Below are 17,629 nucleotides of genomic sequence, written 5' to 3' on the forward strand. Positions count from 1 at the left end.
TCAATTGTGGGAGCGGGCTTGCTCGCGAAGAGGCCCTTGAGGGCGCCGCTTACTTCTCGCTCAACGAAAACTGCGTCAGGCAAAACGTAGGAATACCCATTTCTTTCAGCCGCTGCGACCCACCCAGCTCCGGCAGATCAATAATCGCCGCCGCCTCATGAACCCGCGCCCCCATGCGCCGGATCAGGTTCGCCGCGGCGATCAGCGTGCCGCCGGTGGCGATCAAATCATCAAACATCACCACGGAGTCGCCTTCACACAAACTGTCGGCGTGCACTTCGAGGAATGCTTCACCGTACTCGGTGGCATACCCCTCGGCCAACACGTCGGCCGGCAGTTTGCCTTGCTTGCGGAACAGCACCAACGGCTTGTTCAGTTGATAGGCCAGCACCGAGCCGATCAGGAAACCACGGGCATCCATGGCGCCGATGTGCGTGAAGTCCGCCTCGACATAACGATGAGCGAAGCTGTCCATCACGAAGCGCAGGGCTGTGGGCGACTGGAACAACGGGGTGATGTCGCGAAAGATCACGCCCGGCTTGGGGAAGTCGATCACGGGGCGGATGAGGGATTTGATGTCGAAGGCGTCAAAGGCCATGGTCGAAGAATCCTGGCAGGCTGCAAACGTCGCAGTATACCGGCGGCTGAACCGTTTCGCTCAGCCGCAATTGTTGCCATCAGCCTTCGAGCGAGCCACCGGCCAGGGCGCAGAGCTGGATCGGGTCGAGGATGTGGATTTCCTTGCCCTCGGCGGCGATCAGCTCGTTTTGCTGGAAGCGCGTGAACACCCGGGACACGGTTTCCACCGCCAGGCCCAGGTAATTGCCGATTTCGTTGCGCGACATGCTCAGGCGGAACTGGTTGGCCGAGAAGCCCCGGGCGCGGAAACGTGCCGAGAGGTTGACCAGAAACGTGGCGATGCGCTCGTCGGCAGTTTTCTTCGACAGCAGCAACATCATTTGTTGATCGTCACGAATCTCGCGGCTCATGACACGCATCAGCTGACGACGCAGTTGCGGCAGTTGCAGGGCCAGTTCGTCGAGGCGTTCGAAAGGGATTTCGCACACCGAGGTGGTTTCCAGGGCTTGCGCCGAAACCGGGTGCTTTTCAGTGTCCATGCCCGACAGGCCGACCAGTTCGCTCGGCAAGTGGAAACCGGTGAGCTGTTCTTCACCACCATCGCTCAGGCTAAAAGTCTTGAGGGCGCCGGAGCGTACTGCATAAACGGAATCGAAAGTGTCGCCCTGGCGGAACAGGAACTCGCCTTTTTTTAGCGGACGACCCCGTTTGACGATTTCGTCCAGCGCATCCATGTCTTCCAGATTCAGAGAAAGTGGCAAGCAGAGGGGGGCCAGGCTGCAGTCCTTGCAATGGGCCTGGCTGTGAGCGCGCAGTTTTACTGGCTCGGACATTTCTTCAATCCTTGTGGGAAAACACACATAAGCCGTAAGGGTAACTCACGGGAGGACATTCAGGCCAGTTTGTGCCGTTTTTGTCGCACGGCGATAAAGGGCCGCAGTCGGCGGCCGATAACCTTGGCATCCGAACTTGTGCAAGGAACCTGTTTCATGGCCACCCTCAGCGTGCTCAACCCCGGCAGCAGTGGCATACAGACACGGCTTGAACCTTCAAGCGGCTCGACACCCGATGACTCGGTTGCGGACTCGTCGCCGGTGGCCGAAGGCATCAAGGTCTCGCTGTCTGGCGCCGGTTTGACCAAGGGTGCCGCGGCGCATGGTGACAACAAGGACATCGAAGAAAGCGGGTTGCCGGAAAACATTCAACAGATCCTGAAAATGATTCGCCGATTGCAGCAACAGATCGCTGAGAAAGTGGCCCGCATGCAGGCGGTGATGGCTGATAAACGCCTGTCGGACGAAGAGCGCAGAGCCAAACTGGGCGCGCTGCAGTCAGCCATCGCAATGCTCAACGGCGGGCTGATTACCGCCAGTCTGTCTCTGTCCAAAGCCATCAGTCAGTCGAATCTCACCCCTGAACAAGTCCTGAAAACGGCCTCCCTGGCGATGAAAAGCTAGATCACTCGCGAAAACCGCTGGTGATTGTGCTGCTGCAAATAGGCATCGAAGACCATGCACACCGAGCGCACCAACAAGCGACCGGCGGGCAGTACGCTGATCCGCTCGTTGTCGAGGCTGATCAAGCCGTCATCGGCCATGGTCAGTAGCTGAGGCCACAGTTCACCGAAGTAACCGCGAAAATCGATGTTGAACGCCTGTTCGATGTCCGCGAACTCCAGGTTGAATGTGCAGATCAACTGCTGAATCACCGCCCGTCGCACCCGGTCATCGGCGTTGCAGATCAGGCCTCGGCTCGTCGCCAGTTGCGCGACGGCGAGAGCGTTCTGGTACTGGTTCAGGTCGCTGTTGTTCTGGCAGTAGAGGTCGCCGATCTGGCTGATGGCCGACACCCCCAAGCCGATCAAATCGCAATGACCGTGAGTGGTGTAGCCCTGAAAGTTGCGTTGCAGGGTCGATTCTTCCTGGGCAATCGCCAGCTCATCGTCGGGCAGGGAGAAGTGGTCCATGCCGATGTAGCGGTAACCGGCAGCGGTCAATTGTTCGATGGTGCGCTGGAGCATTTCCAGTTTCTGCGCCGGTGTCGGCAACTCGTTGCTGTTGATCCGCCGTTGCGGCATGAAGCGTTCTGGCAGGTGCGCGTAGTTGAACACCGAGAGACGGTCCGGTTGCAGCGCGATGACTTCGTCGACCGTGCGGGCGAAGTTGTCGGGTGTCTGTTTCGGCAAGCCGTAGATCAGGTCGATGTTGATCGAGCGAAATTGCAGGGTCCGGGCGGCGTCGATCACGGCGCGGGTTTCTTCCAGGCTTTGCAGGCGATTGACCGCTCGTTGCACCGCCGGGTCGAGGTCTTGCAGGCCAATGCTGACCCGGTTGAAGCCCAGTTCACGGAGCAGGCCCATGGTGGACCAATCGGCTTCGCGCGGGTCGATTTCGATGCCGTAGTCGCCGGAATCGTCGTCCAGCAAGTTGAAGTGCTTGCGCAGCTGAGCCATCAACTGACGCAGTTCGTCGTGACTGAGAAAAGTCGGGGTGCCGCCGCCGAAGTGCAGTTGCTCGACTTTCTGTGCCGGGTCGAGGTGGCAGGCGATCAGCTGGATTTCCTGCTCAAGGCGCTGCAAATAGGGCAGGGCGCGGCCCCGGTCCTTGGTGATGACTTTGTTGCAGGCGCAGTAGTAGCAAATGTTCGCGCAGAACGGCACGTGCACGTACAGCGACAAAGGGCGCAACGCTTTGCGGCTGTCGCGCAGGGCGTGAAACAGGTCGAACGTGCCGACCTGTCCGTCGAATTGCACCGCGGTGGGGTAAGAGGTGTAGCGCGGCCCCGCCAGGTCGTAACGGCGGATCAGATCGGTGTCCCAACGAATGGCGTCGAGCATCATGCGGGCATTCCCCCGGATAGGCTGGCAATGTCAGCGAGTCTATGGGGTGCGACGTTGGGGCATCTTGATTTGCATCAACGGTCAGGAATTGTGTTGTTGGTGCTGGCCCCTTCGCGAGCAAGCCCGCTCCCACATTGGATCTCCTGTGCACACAAATTTTGTGTTCGACAGCGATCAAATGTGGGAGCGGGCTTGCTCGCGAAGGGCGCACCGCCGATCTAGTGCCCCATGAGCCAATGCTGATGCGGCCCCGGCAACGTCCAGATGCCAAACAGCATCACCAACAAACCACCGGCCATGCGCACACTGCGCTTGCGCAACAACGCCGTGACCCGCTCCGCCGCCAGCCCGGTGGCCAGCAGCACCGGCCAGGTGCCGAGCCCGAACGCGAGCATCAGCAACGCACTGTCCAGCGCATTGCCCTGACTCGCCGCCCACAGCAGCGTGCTGTAAACCAACCCGCACGGCAGCCATCCCCACAGCGCGCCCAGCAGCAGCGCACGGGGCAGGCTCGACACCGGCAGCAGTGTGTTGGCAACCGGCTGGATATGCCGCCACAGGCCGCGCCCGAGGCTTTCGATGCGGGTCAGGCCGCTCCACCAGCCGGCGAGGTACAGGCCCATGGCGATCAATAGCAAGCCGGCGATCACACGCATGAACATGGCGGCCGGACTGTTGGCGACCGCCCAGCCCGCCAGACCGATCAGAAGACCGGCCGTTGCATAGCTGAGAATTCGTCCCACGTTGTAGGCCAGCAACAGGCGAAAGCGGCGACTGCGCTGCTCCTTGGGAATCGCCAGAGTCAACGCGCCCATCAGGCCGCCGCACATGCCCAGGCAATGGCCGCCGCCGAGCAGGCCGAGAATCACCGCAGACACCAGCAGTGGCGCCAACTCAAGCATGAGGCGGTGCCTTGTCGTCCGGTTTGGCCGGATGGCCGCTGGCTTCGTCGACCGCAGCCTTGTGGTTCGGGTCCTGGTCGTCGAACAGAATGCTGTGGGCCGGGCCGTCGAGGTCGTCGTACTGACCGCTGTCGACCGCCCAGAAGAAGATATAGATAGCGATGGCCACGATCAGCAGCGCGGCCGGGATCATCACGTAGAGAGCTGGCATCTGGACTCCATGCCCGCGCGGCTCAGGCCGGCAGCGGACGGGTTTCTGGCGTGGTGCGGGCGGCAGGCGCGCTCGGCAGGCGAGTCAGGCGCAGAGCGTTCAGCACCACGGTCAACGAACTGATGGACATGCCGACCGCGGCCCATACCGGGGTTATCCAGCCGAGGGCGGCGAACGGCAACATGAGGCCATTGTACAGCCCGGCCCACAGCAGGTTCTCGATGATTACCCGACGGGTGCGCCGCGCCAGACTGAAGGCTTGCACCAGCGCGTCGAGACGGTTCGACAGCAACACCGCATCGGCACTGGTTTTCGCCAGATCGGTGGCCGAGCCCATCGCCACGCTGATGTCGGCCGCGGCCAGCACCGGCACGTCATTGACCCCGTCACCGAGCATCAACACCTTGCGGCCTTCCCTGTGCAGCTGTTGCAGGACCTGCAATTTGTCATCGGGGCGCAAACCGCCCCGGGCTTCGTCGATGCCCAATTCGGCGGCCACGCTGGCGACCATTGGCGAGGTATCGCCCGATAGCAGCAAAGTGCGCCAACCGCGAGCCTTGCAAGCTTGCAATAGCGCCGCTGCATCGGCGCGCAAACGGTCATCAAGGACAAACCACGCCAGTGGACCTTGGCTGTCGCCGAGCAGCAACCACTGGCCCGCCTCATCGGGCATGACCGGCACGGCAGCGCCGCTGAGTTCGCAGACAAAACCCGGCTGGCCGATACGCAAGCGTTGCGTGCCGACCAGGCCTTCGAGGCCAAGCCCCGGCATGCTGAGGACTTCTTCGGCCGCCAGCGGTGCCCGGCCAAATGCCCGGGCGATAGGGTGTTCGGAGCGGTTTTCCAGGGCTGCGGCGAGGCCCAGGCATTGATCGCTGTCGAGTGCTCCGAGCGGGCGGATCGAACGCAACGCCAGGCGACCTTCGGTCAACGTGCCGGTCTTGTCGAAAATCACCGTGTCGATCTGGTTCAGGCCTTCCAGCACATGACCGCGCGTCAGCAGCAAACCGAGTTTGTGCAGCGTGCCGGTGGCGGCGGTGAGGGCGGTCGGCGTGGCCAGCGACAAGGCGCACGGGCACGTCGCAACCAGCATCGCGAGGACAATCCAAAAGGCTCGCGACGAATCCAGTTCCCACCACAACAGGCCGATGCAGGCGGATGCGATCAGCGTTAGCAGCAGGAACCATTGCGCGGCGCGGTCGGCGATTTCCGCCAAGCGTGGTTTCTCGGCTTGAGCGCGGTCCAGCAGGCGGACGATAGCTGACAGCCGTGTGTCCTGACCCAGCGCCAACACTTCCACGGTCAACGCGCCTTCGACGTTCAGGGTGCCGGCGGTGACCGCATCGCCTTGGGTACGCGGTTGCGGCAGGTATTCGCCGGTCAGCAGCGATTCGTCGATGCTCGACTGGCCATCGAGGATCTTGCCGTCGGCTGGCAGGATTGCGCCCGGATGCACCAGCACTTGATCGCCTACGCGCAATTCGCTGAGTAGGATCCGCTCACTCTGGCCGTCAGTACTCAGGCGCAAGCACGAAGCGGGCAACAGGTTTACAAGCTGTGCAGTCGCCGCTGCAGTGCGTTCCCGGGCGCGACGTTCCAGATAACGCCCGGCCAGCAGGAACAACGCAAACATTCCCACCGCATCGAAATACAACTCGCCGACGCCGGTGATCGAGGTCCAGATCCCCGCGATGTAGGCACTGCCGATCGCCAATGACACCGACACGTCCATGGTCAGGTGACGGGTGCGCAAATCGCGCATCGCCCCTTTGAAGAACGGCGCGCAGCTGTAGAAAACGATCGGCGTGGTCAGGAACAGCGCGACCCAGCGCAGAATGGTGTGCAGCTCGGGGCTGAGGTCGATGTTGAATTCCGGCCAGGTGGCCATGGTCGCCATCATCGCCTGGAACCACAGCAATCCGGCGACGCCGAGTTGGCGCAACGCCAGACGGTTTTCGCTGGCCAGTTGTTCGCTGGCGCGGTCCGCTTGATACGGGTGCGCGGCGTAACCGATGTGGCGCAATTCGCTGAGCACCTGGCTCAACGGCAGCTGCGCGTCGGCCCAGCGCACGTGAAGGCGATGGTTGGACAGGTTCAGTCGCGCCTCGGCCACCGCCGGCAAGGCGCGCAGGTGTTTCTCGATCAGCCAGCCGCAGGCGGCGCAGCTGATGCCTTCCATCAACAGGGTGGTTTCGGCGAGTTCGCCGTCGTGGCGCACGAAGGGCTTTTGCACGTCGGCGCGGTCGTAGAGCGCCAACTCATCCACCAACTGCACCGGCAAGCCTTCGGGGTTGGCCGATGACTCGCTGCGATGCTGGTAATAGCTTTCCAGCCCACCGGCCACGATCGCCTCAGCCACAGCCTGGCAACCCGGGCAGCAGAACTCGCGGGTTTCACCGAGGACTGCGGCGGTGAAGCGGCTGCCGGCCGGGACGGGCAGGGCGCAGTGGTAGCAGGGGGTTGGCGTGGTCATGGGGTTTTCACAGCGTGTTGTCCGATGATCGTTCCCACGCTCTGCGTGGGAATGCCTCCCCGGACGCTCCGCGTCCGCTTCGGCTGGGACGCAGAGCGTCCCTGGCTGCGTTCCCACGCAGAGCGTGGGAACAATCAGAGTGAGGCTCTTACTTTTTCAGGTCTTCAGCGCCTTGCAGCGGCTCATCCCCGAGCAGCAGCTCTTTATCATGGCTGACCAGCTCTTCTTCAAACATGCGCCAGATGTGGTCGTCCTGAGTGCCCAGCAATTCGACAAAACGCCGGCCTTCAATCTTGTCACTCAACTGACCGATGTAGCGGCCCTGTTCGGTTTCGCTGCGGGCGAGGGTGATCTTGCGATCCTTCTCCGGCTGGGTCGGCGAAATCAGGTTCAGCTCAAGGGTTTTTGGTTGGCTGTTGCCGCTCAGGCGCAGGTCGACTTCGCCGGTCACGTCATCCAGGTGAACGCTGGCCCGCAGCAGCAGGGTCTGGGCCAGCAGTTCACGGTCGAGGGAGCGGTTGATGCCTTTGCCGGCCTCGTAGTAGTTGTCGTTGACCAGGTTATCCGGGTTGTTTACCGCGATCGTCACCATGGACAAGGTCAGGGTCACGGAACAGGCCAGGATGGCGATGATGATCCATGGCCAAAGATGCTTGTACCAAGGGCTTGTGGCATTTGCTGCGGGCATGATCACTTCTCTCAACGAATTTGTGGGCCGATGAATCGGCTCTTGGCTTCAACGTGGACGCTGTCGTCGTCGGCATCCTTGAGGATGAATTTCACCTCGTTGGTGCTCGACGGCAGTTTTTCCGGTGCGATCGACAGTTCGACCGGCTGGCTGAAAATCTCCCCGGCGGCGACTTTGATTTCGCGCTTGCCTTGCAGTTTCAGGTCCGGCAAACCGGAGGCTTCCAGCACGTAGGTATGGTCGCGCTGGTCCTTGTTCATGATCTTCAGGCTGTAGACGTTCTCGATCCGGCCTTCGGCGTTCTCGCGGTACAGCACGCGGTCCTTGCTGACGTCGAAACCGACTAGCGAACGCATGAAGAACGCCCCCGCCAGCAAGCCCATCATGGCCAGCAGCACCACCGCATAGCCGATCAGGCGCGGGCGCAGTTTATGGGTTTTTTGCCCGGACAGGTTGTGCTCGGTGGTGTAGCTGATCAACCCGCGGGGGTAGTCCATTTTGTCCATGATGCTGTCGCAGGCATCGATACACGCCGCGCAGCCGATGCATTCGATCTGCAGACCGTCGCGAATGTCGATACCGGTCGGGCAGACCTGGACGCACATGGTGCAATCGATGCAATCGCCCAGGCCCTGGGCCTTGTAGTCGATGCCTTTCTTGCGCGGGCCACGGCTTTCCCCACGGCGCGGATCGTAGGAAACGATCAGTGTGTCTTTGTCGAACATCACGCTCTGGAACCGCGCATACGGGCACATGTAAATGCATACTTGCTCGCGCAACCAGCCAGCGTTGCCGTAGGTGGCCAAGGTGAAGAAACCGACCCAGAAGTACGACCAGCCATCTGCCTCGCCGGTGAAAAAATCGATCGTCAGTTCGCGAATGGGCGAGAAGTAACCGACGAAGGTCATGCCGGTAACGAAGCCGATCAACAGCCACATCGAGTGCTTGCTGAGTTTACGCAGGAATTTGTTGGCGCTCATCGGCGCCTTGTCGAGCTTGATGCGCTGGTTGCGGTCGCCTTCGGTAACCTTTTCGCACCACATGTAAATCCACGTCCAGACGCTCTGCGGGCAGGTATAACCGCACCACACACGACCGGCGTACACGGTAATGAAGAACAGGCCGAAGGCGCTGACGATCAAGATCCCGGAGAGCAGGATGAAATCCTGAGGCCAGAAGGTCGCACCAAAGATAAAGAATTTGCGCTCCGGCAGGTTCCACCAGACGGCCTGATGACCACCCCAGTTCAGCCAGACCGTACCGAAATACAGCAGAAACAACCCGGCACCGCCCATCATCCGCAGGTTACGGAACAAGCCTGTGAAGGCACGGGTGTAAATCTTTTCTCGAGAGGCGTAGAGGTCGACGCTGTTGTTCGCGTCTTTGGCAGGCGGTGTGACGTCGTGTACCGGAATCTGATTGCTCATCATTGCATCCCACGGCAGTGGAAAAATGCCCCGATCAGTACATGCCGACCGCGGTCAAAAATAGGTGTTGCAGTGGCGCAATGATACGCCTGTCGCTCTAGCTCAAGGGTGCGACCTTTGGTCACGTTGGTTGAAATCAACTGACGGTGTAATGACTTGAATCAATTGACTTGTGAATTATGGACGGTTTTTTGGGTTTCAGAATGGGAGATGGCGCGATTCGTGGCCGTTGCGTGGGCCAGGCGGCAGGGGTGGTCTGCAGACCCTGATCGCCCGCCTTGCCGATCACCAGAGTGAATGGCAGAAGCGGCTTATTGGTTAGGCCCACTACACTCTAGAACATCAAATGCACAAAGCAAACCAGGTATAAGTTGGTAGAGTAGTTCTTCTGTTTATCTGTGGTTGGCGGAAATATATTTATTTAATTGGTTGTAGTTAGTTGTTTGAAGTTTTTGTTCGTTTCCAATAAGTTGCTTGGGTGCGGTTCTTTAATCGCACTTTGATTAATACTAATGGAAACGGAATTCAATGATTTCTAAGAAAGTTAAGCGGTTTGTGTTGGGCTTGTGTCTGCTGTCAACGGCGCCTTTGGCCTATTCAGTGGAGGGTGCTCCACGCCATATGATCTTTGCTTCGGATACACAATACCCGTGGACGGATAAGCTCGATCGTAGAGAGCCTGAGTCAGAAGCGGACTTCAATAAGCGCTCAAAATGGCTGGTGGAAACCCAGTTTGCGAGTATTGTCGACTTTCGGGAAAATAATGCGCAAACCCATGTGCCGCTGATGATCAATGGCGATATCACCGCTTTCGGTCACGGCTGGCAGCGCTCTTACATGGCTTCGATGTTGAAAAAATACTTCAAGGACGATTATCTGTATGGCTTGGGTAATCACGATTATGAGAATAACGTGGATGATTGCTTTAGTAATAATTGTGCGGCCGGCAGTATCGTGGAGTTTAAGGAGCACCATGAAGGCAAGGTTGATAATTTTGATTTGAAAATTACGGGCAGTTTTCTTAGTCGGCTGTATTCGGGAAGTCTCGCCTATTCCAAGAACATCGGTGACGTCCATATGGTGCAACTCAATAATGAGCCCACGTATGCGACCAGAATTTCTCATGCGTTGAACCCGACGACGTTCGACATCACCAGTACCCTGGATTGGCTTGAAAACGATTTGAGAGTCGCTCGGACTCAGGGCTACGCCATCATTATCAACATGCACAAGCCGGAGGAAATGATGGGTAACATTGAGCAAGAACTGCGCTTCCTTCAAATGATCAAGAAGTATGAGGTCACTGCCATTTTCGCCGGTCATTACCATGATCAAGGCGGTGATGCCTATGAAATGAATGGCGTGCCAATGTACCTCAGTGGTGCCACTTCCCAGCAAACCTACCTGATTGCCAGCTTCTCGGAGGATCGCAAGCAGTTGCACATCAACCTTGTGAAGAACAATCAATGGCAGACCCGAAAGCTGCTGGATACGGTGCCGGTGAAATCGATCTGGGCCAGTCGCCCATGAAAAAGGCCCCGTCAGATCACTGGCGGGGCCTTTTTTTGTTGCATCAAGCGTTTGCCTTACTGAGCGTCTTCCGCCGGCGCTTTCTCACCGTGAGAGAGGCTGTAGACGTAAGCGGCCAGCAGGTGAACCTTGTCGTTGCCTTGCAGCTGTTCTTGCGCAGGCATCTGGCCCTGACGGCCGTAACGGATGGTCTGCTGCAGTTGAGCGAAGCTCGAACCGTAGATGAACGCTGCCGGGTGGGTCAGGTTAGGTGCGCCCATCGCTGGCGTACCTTTACCTTCCGGACCGTGGCATACCGCGCAGTTGGCGGCGAACAGCTTCTGGCCGGCAACCGGGTCGGCCTTGGTGCCTTCCGGCAGCTTGCGGCCATCGAGGTTGATCAGTACGAACGAAGCAACGTCCGCAACGCCTTGTTCGCCGATCACGTCAGCCCACGCCGGCATGACCGCGTGACGGCCGCCCATGATGGTGGTCTTGATGGTTTCTGCCTCACCGCCCCAGCGCCAGTCGGCGTCGGTCAGGTTCGGGAAGCCATAAGCGCCTTTGGCGTCGGAGCCGTGGCAGACCGAGCAGTTGGAGGCGAACAGACGGCCACCCATCTTCAGGGCTTGCGGGTCCTTGGCGACTTCTTCAATCGGCATGGAAGCGAATTTGGCGAAGATCGGACCGAACTTGGCGTCCGACTTGGCCATTTCCTTTTCCCACTCGTGAACGCCGGTCCAGCCAGTCTGGCCGTTGGCGAACGCAGTCTGCTTCTCGTTATCCAGGTAGTTGTAACCCGGCAACAGGCCTTTCCAGTTACCCAGGCCCGGGTACAGCACCAGGTAGCCCAGGGCGAAGATGATGGTGCCCACGAACAGCATGAACCACCATTTCGGCAGTGGGTTGTCGTACTCCTCGATCCCGTCGAAGGAGTGGCCAACCGTTTCCTCTGTCTGCTCGGCGCGCTGGCCCTTGCGGGTAGACAGCAGCAGCCAGGTCAGGGCGAAGATGGTGCCGAGACTGAGGACTGTGACGTACAGACTCCAGAACGTAGTCATTCTTTGTTACTCCTAGAAGCTTGCTCGACGTGCTTGATGGCTTCGGGATCATCCGCGAAAGGCAGCAAGGTCGCGTCTTCAAACTCCGACTTGCGCTTGGGGCTGAACACCCATAGTGCCAGTCCGATGAAGGCCACCATCACAACAACGGTGCCCAGGCCACGAATCATCCCGATATCCATCTAAATCACCGTTTGCTTTTGATGATGGTGCCCAGGCCTTGCAGATAGGCCACCAGCGCGTCCATTTCGGTTTTGCCCTTCACAGCATCCTTGGCACCGGCGATGTCTTCGTCGGTGTAAGGGACGCCGAGCGTGCGCAAGACTTCCAGTTTCTTGGCGGTGTCTTTGCCGTCGAGCTTGTTTTCCACGAGGAACGGGTAGGCCGGCATTTTCGACTCGGGCACCACGTTGCGCGGGTTGTACAAGTGCGCGCGCTGCCAGTCATCGGAGTAACGACCGCCGACACGGGCCAGGTCCGGACCGGTACGCTTGGAACCCCACAGGAACGGGTGGTCCCAGACGCTTTCACCGGCAACCGAGTAGTGGCCGTAACGTTCGGTTTCAGCGCGGAACGGGCGGATCATCTGCGAGTGGCAGCCGACGCAACCGTTGGCGATATAGACGTCACGTCCTTCGACTTCAAGGGCGGTACGAGGCTTCATGCCTTCGACCGGCTTGTTGGTGACGTCCTGGAAAAACAGCGGAACGATCTGGGTCAGGCCGCCGATGCTGACGGCGATAACCATGAAGAAGGCCAGCAGGCCAATGTTCTTCTCGACTGCTTCATGCTTCATCAGTGAGCTCCAACTACAGCAATCTGAGCGGCGGCTTCGGCTTCAGCCGGGTTCGAGGCGCGTACGGTCCGCCATACGTTGTAGGCCATGAACAGCATGCCGCTGGCAAAGAACGCACCGCCCAGGGCGCGAACGATGAAACCAGGATGGCTGGCTTGCAGGGCTTCGACGAACGAGTAGGTGAGGGTGCCGTCGTCGTTGATTGCACGCCACATCAGGCCCTGGGTGATGCCGTTGACCCACATCGAAGCGATGTACAGAACGGTACCGATGGTCGCGAGCCAGAAGTGCGCGTTGATCAGGCCGATGCTGTGCATCTGCGCGCGACCGAACAGTTTCGGGATCATGTGGTAGATGGCGCCGATCGAGATCATCGCAACCCAGCCCAAAGCACCGGCGTGTACGTGGCCGATGGTCCAGTCGGTGTAGTGCGACAGCGAGTTCACGGTCTTGATGGCCATCATCGGGCCTTCAAAGGTCGACATGCCGTAGAAGGCCAGCGACACAACCAGGAAGCGCAGGATCGGGTCGGTGCGCAGCTTATGCCAGGCACCCGACAGGGTCATCATGCCGTTGATCATGCCGCCCCAGCTCGGAGCCAGCAGGATGATCGACATCGCCATGCCCAGGGACTGAGCCCAGTCCGGCAGTGCGGTGTAGTGCAGGTGGTGCGGACCGGCCCAGATGTACAGGGTGATCAGCGCCCAGAAGTGCACGATCGACAGGCGATAGGAGTAGATCGGACGCTCGGCCTGCTTTGGAACGAAGTAGTACATCATCCCCAGGAAGCCCGTGGTCAGGAAGAAACCCACCGCGTTGTGGCCGTACCACCACTGGATCATCGCGTCAGTCGCACCCGAGTAGGCAGAGTAGGACTTGAACAGGCTGACCGGCAGGGACATGTGGTTGACGATGTGCAGCATCGCCGTCACGACGATGAAGGCACCGTAGAACCAGTTACCCACATAGATGTGCTTGGTCTTGCGCTTGACGATGGTGCCGAAGAACACCAGACCGTAGGTGACCCAGACAATGGCCAGCAGAATAGCCAGGGGCCATTCCAGTTCCGCGTATTCCTTGGTGGTGGTGTAACCCAGCGGCAAGGTAACGATCGCGCCGATGATCACCGCCTGCCATCCCCAGAAGTGGAAGGCGGCGAGACTGTCGGAAATCAGTCGCGTTTGGCAGGTTCGCTGCACGACGTAATAAGAAGTGGCAAACAGTGCACAACCACCGAAGGCGAAAATCACCAGGTTGGTATGCAGCGGGCGCAGGCGTCCAAAGCTCGTCCATTCCAGACCGAAGTTCAACTCCGGCCAGACCAGTTGCGAGGCGATGAAGACACCAAGCCCCATGCCAAGGATCCCCCAGACCACCGTCATGATGGCGAACTGGCGGACTACCTTATAGTTATAAGCAGTCGGACTGATTGCTGTGCTCATTCTAAGGTTCCACGGTTTGGGTGTTTTATTAGGAGTAAAAATCGGCCGCAAGTATGTAGAAAGCGGGGGGTCATTGCAACGCGCCATGACCTGGGTCAATGCTTTCAAAAGCTGATTCTGCGGCCTTTCCATGCGCGGCGTAAGGACAAAATCGGCCTCGGACAAAATGTCGCAGCGAACGAAAAGGGTGAGGGGGTCAGGTCAGTTGTTACGGGGTGTGTTCAAACACAACGATCAGGTGACCGATGGCAATTGGCATGACAGCCGGTATCTACCAGCCTTTGCGGCCTGTCATCGAGCAGATTCGTCGAACACATCGGGTTGAGTCGACCTGGAACCGGCTCATGCCAGTTCGCATCGGAACAAGCTTAGACCCGAATCCGGGGAATCGAAAGGAGGACCAACGGAGGGGTGCGACACTTGGTCGCAAAGAGGCAGGGAACTGCCGCATCCGGGAGAATGCGGCAGTAGAGCGGTCGAGATTTATTCGCGTTTGCCGTCGGCTTGCAAGCGCTCGGTGCTCAGACCGTGCGACAAGCTGTACACGTACGCTGCGAGCAATTGCACCTTGTCGTTGCCGAGCAGTTCGTTCTGCGCCGGCATATGACCCTGGCGGCCATGACGAATGGTCTGTTGCAGCTGCGCCAGGCTTGTACCGTAGATAAATCCGGCCGGTTGCGTCAGATTCGGCGCCCCCATGGCTTCAGTGCCCTGGCCGTTTGCCCCATGACAGGCTACGCAGGTGGTACTGAACGCTTGCTGTCCGGCGTGCAGATCGGCGGTGTCGTCAGTCGGCAATGGCAGGCCGGCCAGTTCATGACGCACATACGCGGCCACGTTCTTCACGCCGGCATCTCCGAGGATTTCACCCCAGGCCGGCATGGCCGCCATGCGACCGCCCATGATCGTGGTCTTGATCATCTCGGCATCGCCGCCCCAGCGCCAGGTGCTGTCGGCCAGGTTCGGGAAGCCGAAGGCACCCTTGGCATCCGAGCCGTGGCACACCGAGCAGTTGGATGCGAACAGACGACCACCCATTTTCAGCGCTTGCGGGTCATTGGCCACTTCTTCAACAGGCATGGCGGCGAATTTGGCGAAGATCGGCCCGAACCTGGCGTCGGCCTTGTTCATCTCCTTTTCCCATTCGTGGACGCCGGTCCAACCGTCCTCGTAACCCGGCAGGACACCCTTCCAGTTGCCCAGGCCGGGATAAAGGATCAGGTAACCCACGGCAAACACCAGCGTGCCGGCGAACAGCATGAACCACCACTGCGGCAGCGGATTGTCGTACTCCTCGATGCCGTCGAAGCTGTGGCCCATGGTCTGGTCGACGCTGCCCTTGGTTTCGCCCTTGCGGGTGCCGATCAGCAGCCAGGTCAGGCCGATCAGGCTGCCGATGGTCAGTACGCAGATCCACGTACTCCAGAAGGTGGTCATGGCCGGGTACTCCTTGTTGTTGCAGGTTCTTGGGTGCTGTCGGGTTGTGGTTCGTCGGCGAACGGCAGCAAACGCGCTTCGGCGAATTCCGGATTGCGCTTGCTGTTGAATACCCACAGCGTCAGGCCGACGAAGGCCACGAACACCACGACCGTGCCGAGGCCGCGGATCATTCCACTGCTGATTTCGCTCATTATTTCAAAGGGCATGGCCATGGCTCACCTCTTGCTCTTGATCGCAGTGCCAAGCACTTGCAGATAGGAGACGAGTGCGTCCATTTCGGTCTTGCCCTTGAGGCTGGCGACTGCGCCGCTGATGTCGTCGTCGCTGTACGGCACGCCGAGGGTGCGCATGGCGCGGATCTTGGTTTCGGTGTGGCTGCTGTCGACCGCTTGCGTGACCAGCCATGGGTAGGCCGGCATCTTCGATTCCGGTACGACGTTGCGCGGGTTGTACAAGTGCGCGCGGTGCCAGTCATCCGAATAACGTGCGCCGACCCGGGCCAAGTCAGGCCCGGTGCGCTTGGAGCCCCAGAGGAACGGGTGATCCCAGACACTTTCCCCGGCCACCGAGTAGTGCCCGTAGCGTTCGGTCTCGGCGCGGAACGGCCGGATCATCTGCGAGTGGCAACCGACGCAGCCTTCGCGAATGTAAAGGTCGCGACCTTCCAGTTGCAGCGCGGTGTAGGGCTTCATGCCTTCCACCGGTTTATTGGTCACGTCCTGGAAGAACAGCGGGACGATCTGGGTCAGACCGCCGATGCTCACGGCCAGGACCATCAGCAGCATCAGCAGGCCGACGTTTTTCTCGATTGTTTCGTGTTTCATGGCGGACTCCTCAGGCCATCTGCGCGGCAGCGGCGACTTCGGCAGGCTGCGAGGCCCGCACGGTACGCCAGGTGTTGTAAGCCATCAGGAACATGCCGCTGAGGAAGATCGCACCGCCCACCAGTCGCACGACGAAGCCTGGGTGGCTGGCCACCAGGGTTTCGACGAAGGAGTAGGTCAGCGTGCCGTCTTCGTTGACTGCGCGCCACATGAGGCCCTGGGCGATGCCGTTGACCCACATCGACGCGATGTACAGCACGGTACCGATGGTGGCGAGCCAGAAGTGCGCGTTGATCAGGCCGATGCTGTGCATCTGCAGGCGACCGAAGATTTTCGGGATCATGTGGTACAGCGCGCCGATGGAAATCATCGCCACCCAGCCGAGTGCCCCGGCGTGAACGTGGCCGATGGTCCAGTCGGTGTAGTGGGAGAGGGCGTTGACCGTCTTGATCGCCATCATCGGCCCTTCGAAGGTCGACATGCCGTAGAACGCCAGGGAGACCACGAGAAAGCGCAGGATCGGGTCGCTGCGCAATTTATGCCAGGCGCCCGAAAGCGTCATCATCCCGTTGATCATCCCGCCCCAGCTTGGCGCCAGCAGGATCAGCGACATCACCATGCCCAGCGACTGCGCCCAGTCCGGCAGCGCGGTGTAGTGCAAATGGTGCGGACCGGCCCAGATGTACAGGGTGATCAGCGCCCAGAAGTGCACGATCGACAAGCGATAGGAATACACCGGACGCTCGGCCTGTTTCGGCACGAAGTAATACATCATCCCGAGGAAACCGGCGGTAAGGAAAAAGCCTACGGCGTTATGGCCGTACCACCACTGGACCATGGCATCGGTCGCACCGGCGTACACCGAGTAGGACTTGGTGAAACTCACCGGCAATTCAACGTTGTTGACGATGTGCAAAATCGCCACGGTGATGATGAACGCACCGAAGAACCAGTTGCCGACGTAGATGTGTTTGGTCTTGCGCTTGGCCAATGTGCCGAAGAACACGATGGCGTAGGCGACCCAGACGATGGTGATCAGGATGTCGATCGGCCACTCCAGTTCGGCGTATTCCTTGGAGCTGGTGTAACCCAGCGGCAGGCTGATGGCCGCCAGCAGGATTACCACTTGCCAGCCCCAGAAGCAGAACGCGGCGATTTTCGGCGCAAACAACTGGGTCTGGCAGGTACGCTGCACCGAATAGAACGAACTGGCGAACAGGGCGCAACCGCCGAAAGCGAAAATCACGGCGTTGGTATGCAGCGGGCGCAACCGGCCGAAACTGGTCCACGGCAAATCGAAGTTGAGTTCCGGCCAGACCAATTGGGCCGCGAGAAAAACCCCGAGCCCCATGCCGACGATGCCCCACACCACCGTCATAATGGCGAATTGGCGGACCACCTTGTAGTTGTAGGCGGTACTGATAGAAGTGTTCATGGT

At 59.6% G+C, this 17,629-nt stretch carries 18 protein-coding genes; 2 read left to right on the top strand and 16 right to left on the bottom strand.

Annotated elements, in window-relative coordinates; genetic code table 11:
- Window positions 1–49 precede the first annotated feature (49 nt).
- Window positions 50–598 (bottom strand): adenine phosphoribosyltransferase, encoded by a 549-nt coding sequence (locus tag ACA072_RS09495; protein WP_497624081.1) that lies wholly within the window; start codon window positions 596–598, stop codon window positions 50–52.
- 79 nt (window positions 599–677) lie between these two features.
- Complete coding sequence (gene fnr / locus ACA072_RS09500; protein WP_090182045.1) at window positions 678–1,412, bottom strand: fumarate/nitrate reduction transcriptional regulator Fnr; 735 nt, start codon at window positions 1,410–1,412, stop codon at window positions 678–680.
- 156 nt (window positions 1,413–1,568) lie between these two features.
- On the opposite strand from fnr, the gene ACA072_RS09505 reads away from it, so the two are divergent.
- Window positions 1,569–2,036 (top strand): hypothetical protein, encoded by a 468-nt coding sequence (locus ACA072_RS09505; RefSeq protein WP_497624082.1) that lies wholly within the window; start codon window positions 1,569–1,571, stop codon window positions 2,034–2,036.
- Here the strand turns inward: ACA072_RS09505 and hemN are convergent.
- From hemN to ccoG, 6 genes are all read right to left on the bottom strand, one after another.
- Window positions 2,033–3,415 (bottom strand): oxygen-independent coproporphyrinogen III oxidase, encoded by a 1,383-nt coding sequence (gene hemN / locus ACA072_RS09510; protein WP_497624962.1) that lies wholly within the window; start codon window positions 3,413–3,415, stop codon window positions 2,033–2,035. The two genes, ACA072_RS09505 and hemN, sit on opposite strands and share 4 nt — an antisense overlap.
- 221 nt (window positions 3,416–3,636) lie before the next feature.
- Window positions 3,637–4,320, bottom strand: a complete 684-nt coding sequence (locus ACA072_RS09515; protein WP_497624083.1) for a sulfite exporter TauE/SafE family protein — start codon at window positions 4,318–4,320, stop codon at window positions 3,637–3,639.
- Complete coding sequence (ccoS, locus tag ACA072_RS09520) at window positions 4,313–4,531, bottom strand: cbb3-type cytochrome oxidase assembly protein CcoS (RefSeq protein ID WP_007905420.1); 219 nt, start codon at window positions 4,529–4,531, stop codon at window positions 4,313–4,315. Before ccoS ends, ACA072_RS09515 begins: the two co-directional genes overlap by 8 nt.
- Before the next feature lie 22 nt (window positions 4,532–4,553).
- Window positions 4,554–7,004, bottom strand: coding sequence for a heavy metal translocating P-type ATPase (locus ACA072_RS09525; protein ID WP_497624084.1), 2,451 nt, complete (start codon window positions 7,002–7,004; stop codon window positions 4,554–4,556).
- Between the two features lie 148 nt (window positions 7,005–7,152).
- Window positions 7,153–7,692: a FixH family protein gene (locus ACA072_RS09530; protein WP_497624085.1), complete on the bottom strand. Its 540-nt coding sequence runs from the start codon at window positions 7,690–7,692 to the stop codon at window positions 7,153–7,155.
- 11 nt (window positions 7,693–7,703) lie between these two features.
- Window positions 7,704–9,119 (bottom strand): cytochrome c oxidase accessory protein CcoG, encoded by a 1,416-nt coding sequence (gene ccoG, locus ACA072_RS09535; protein ID WP_497624086.1) that lies wholly within the window; start codon window positions 9,117–9,119, stop codon window positions 7,704–7,706.
- A gap of 528 nt (window positions 9,120–9,647) precedes the next feature.
- Here ccoG and ACA072_RS09540 point away from each other — a divergent pair.
- Window positions 9,648–10,649 carry a metallophosphoesterase family protein gene (locus tag ACA072_RS09540; RefSeq protein ID WP_497624087.1) on the top strand — a complete coding sequence of 334 codons (1,002 nt, stop codon included), beginning with the start codon at window positions 9,648–9,650 and terminating at the stop codon, window positions 10,647–10,649.
- Between the two features lie 56 nt (window positions 10,650–10,705).
- Here ACA072_RS09540 and ccoP (ACA072_RS09545) read toward each other — a convergent pair whose 3' ends face one another.
- The 8 genes from ccoP (ACA072_RS09545) to ccoN (ACA072_RS09580) form a co-directional block, all read right to left on the bottom strand.
- Window positions 10,706–11,689, bottom strand: coding sequence for a cytochrome-c oxidase, cbb3-type subunit III (gene ccoP, locus ACA072_RS09545; RefSeq protein WP_497624088.1), 984 nt, complete (start codon window positions 11,687–11,689; stop codon window positions 10,706–10,708).
- Complete coding sequence (locus ACA072_RS09550; protein WP_003175465.1) at window positions 11,686–11,871, bottom strand: CcoQ/FixQ family Cbb3-type cytochrome c oxidase assembly chaperone; 186 nt, start codon at window positions 11,869–11,871, stop codon at window positions 11,686–11,688. Before ACA072_RS09550 ends, ccoP (ACA072_RS09545) begins: the two co-directional genes overlap by 4 nt.
- 5 nt (window positions 11,872–11,876) lie before the next feature.
- The gene (gene ccoO, locus ACA072_RS09555; protein WP_131059970.1) at window positions 11,877–12,485 is read right to left on the bottom strand and encodes a cytochrome-c oxidase, cbb3-type subunit II; all 609 of its coding nucleotides are present in this window, start codon (window positions 12,483–12,485) and stop codon (window positions 11,877–11,879) included.
- Window positions 12,485–13,927 (bottom strand): cytochrome-c oxidase, cbb3-type subunit I, encoded by a 1,443-nt coding sequence (ccoN, locus tag ACA072_RS09560; protein WP_462026385.1) that lies wholly within the window; start codon window positions 13,925–13,927, stop codon window positions 12,485–12,487. Before ccoN (ACA072_RS09560) ends, ccoO (ACA072_RS09555) begins: the two co-directional genes overlap by 1 nt.
- A gap of 483 nt (window positions 13,928–14,410) precedes the next feature.
- Entirely contained in the window at window positions 14,411–15,364 is a 954-nt protein-coding gene (gene ccoP / locus ACA072_RS09565; protein WP_497624089.1) for a cytochrome-c oxidase, cbb3-type subunit III, read from the bottom strand.
- Window positions 15,361–15,579 carry a cbb3-type cytochrome oxidase subunit 3 gene (locus ACA072_RS09570; RefSeq protein WP_497624090.1) on the bottom strand — a complete coding sequence of 73 codons (219 nt, stop codon included), beginning with the start codon at window positions 15,577–15,579 and terminating at the stop codon, window positions 15,361–15,363. The genes ccoP (ACA072_RS09565) and ACA072_RS09570 overlap by 4 nt, the downstream gene beginning before the upstream one ends.
- 3 nt (window positions 15,580–15,582) lie before the next feature.
- Window positions 15,583–16,191, bottom strand: coding sequence for a cytochrome-c oxidase, cbb3-type subunit II (gene ccoO / locus ACA072_RS09575; RefSeq protein ID WP_497624091.1), 609 nt, complete (start codon window positions 16,189–16,191; stop codon window positions 15,583–15,585).
- A gap of 10 nt (window positions 16,192–16,201) precedes the next feature.
- Window positions 16,202–17,626, bottom strand: coding sequence for a cytochrome-c oxidase, cbb3-type subunit I (ccoN, locus tag ACA072_RS09580; protein ID WP_497624092.1), 1,425 nt, complete (start codon window positions 17,624–17,626; stop codon window positions 16,202–16,204).
- Between the last annotated feature and the right edge of the window lie 3 nt (window positions 17,627–17,629).

Source organism: Pseudomonas sp. LBUM1656 (assembly GCF_059716065.1).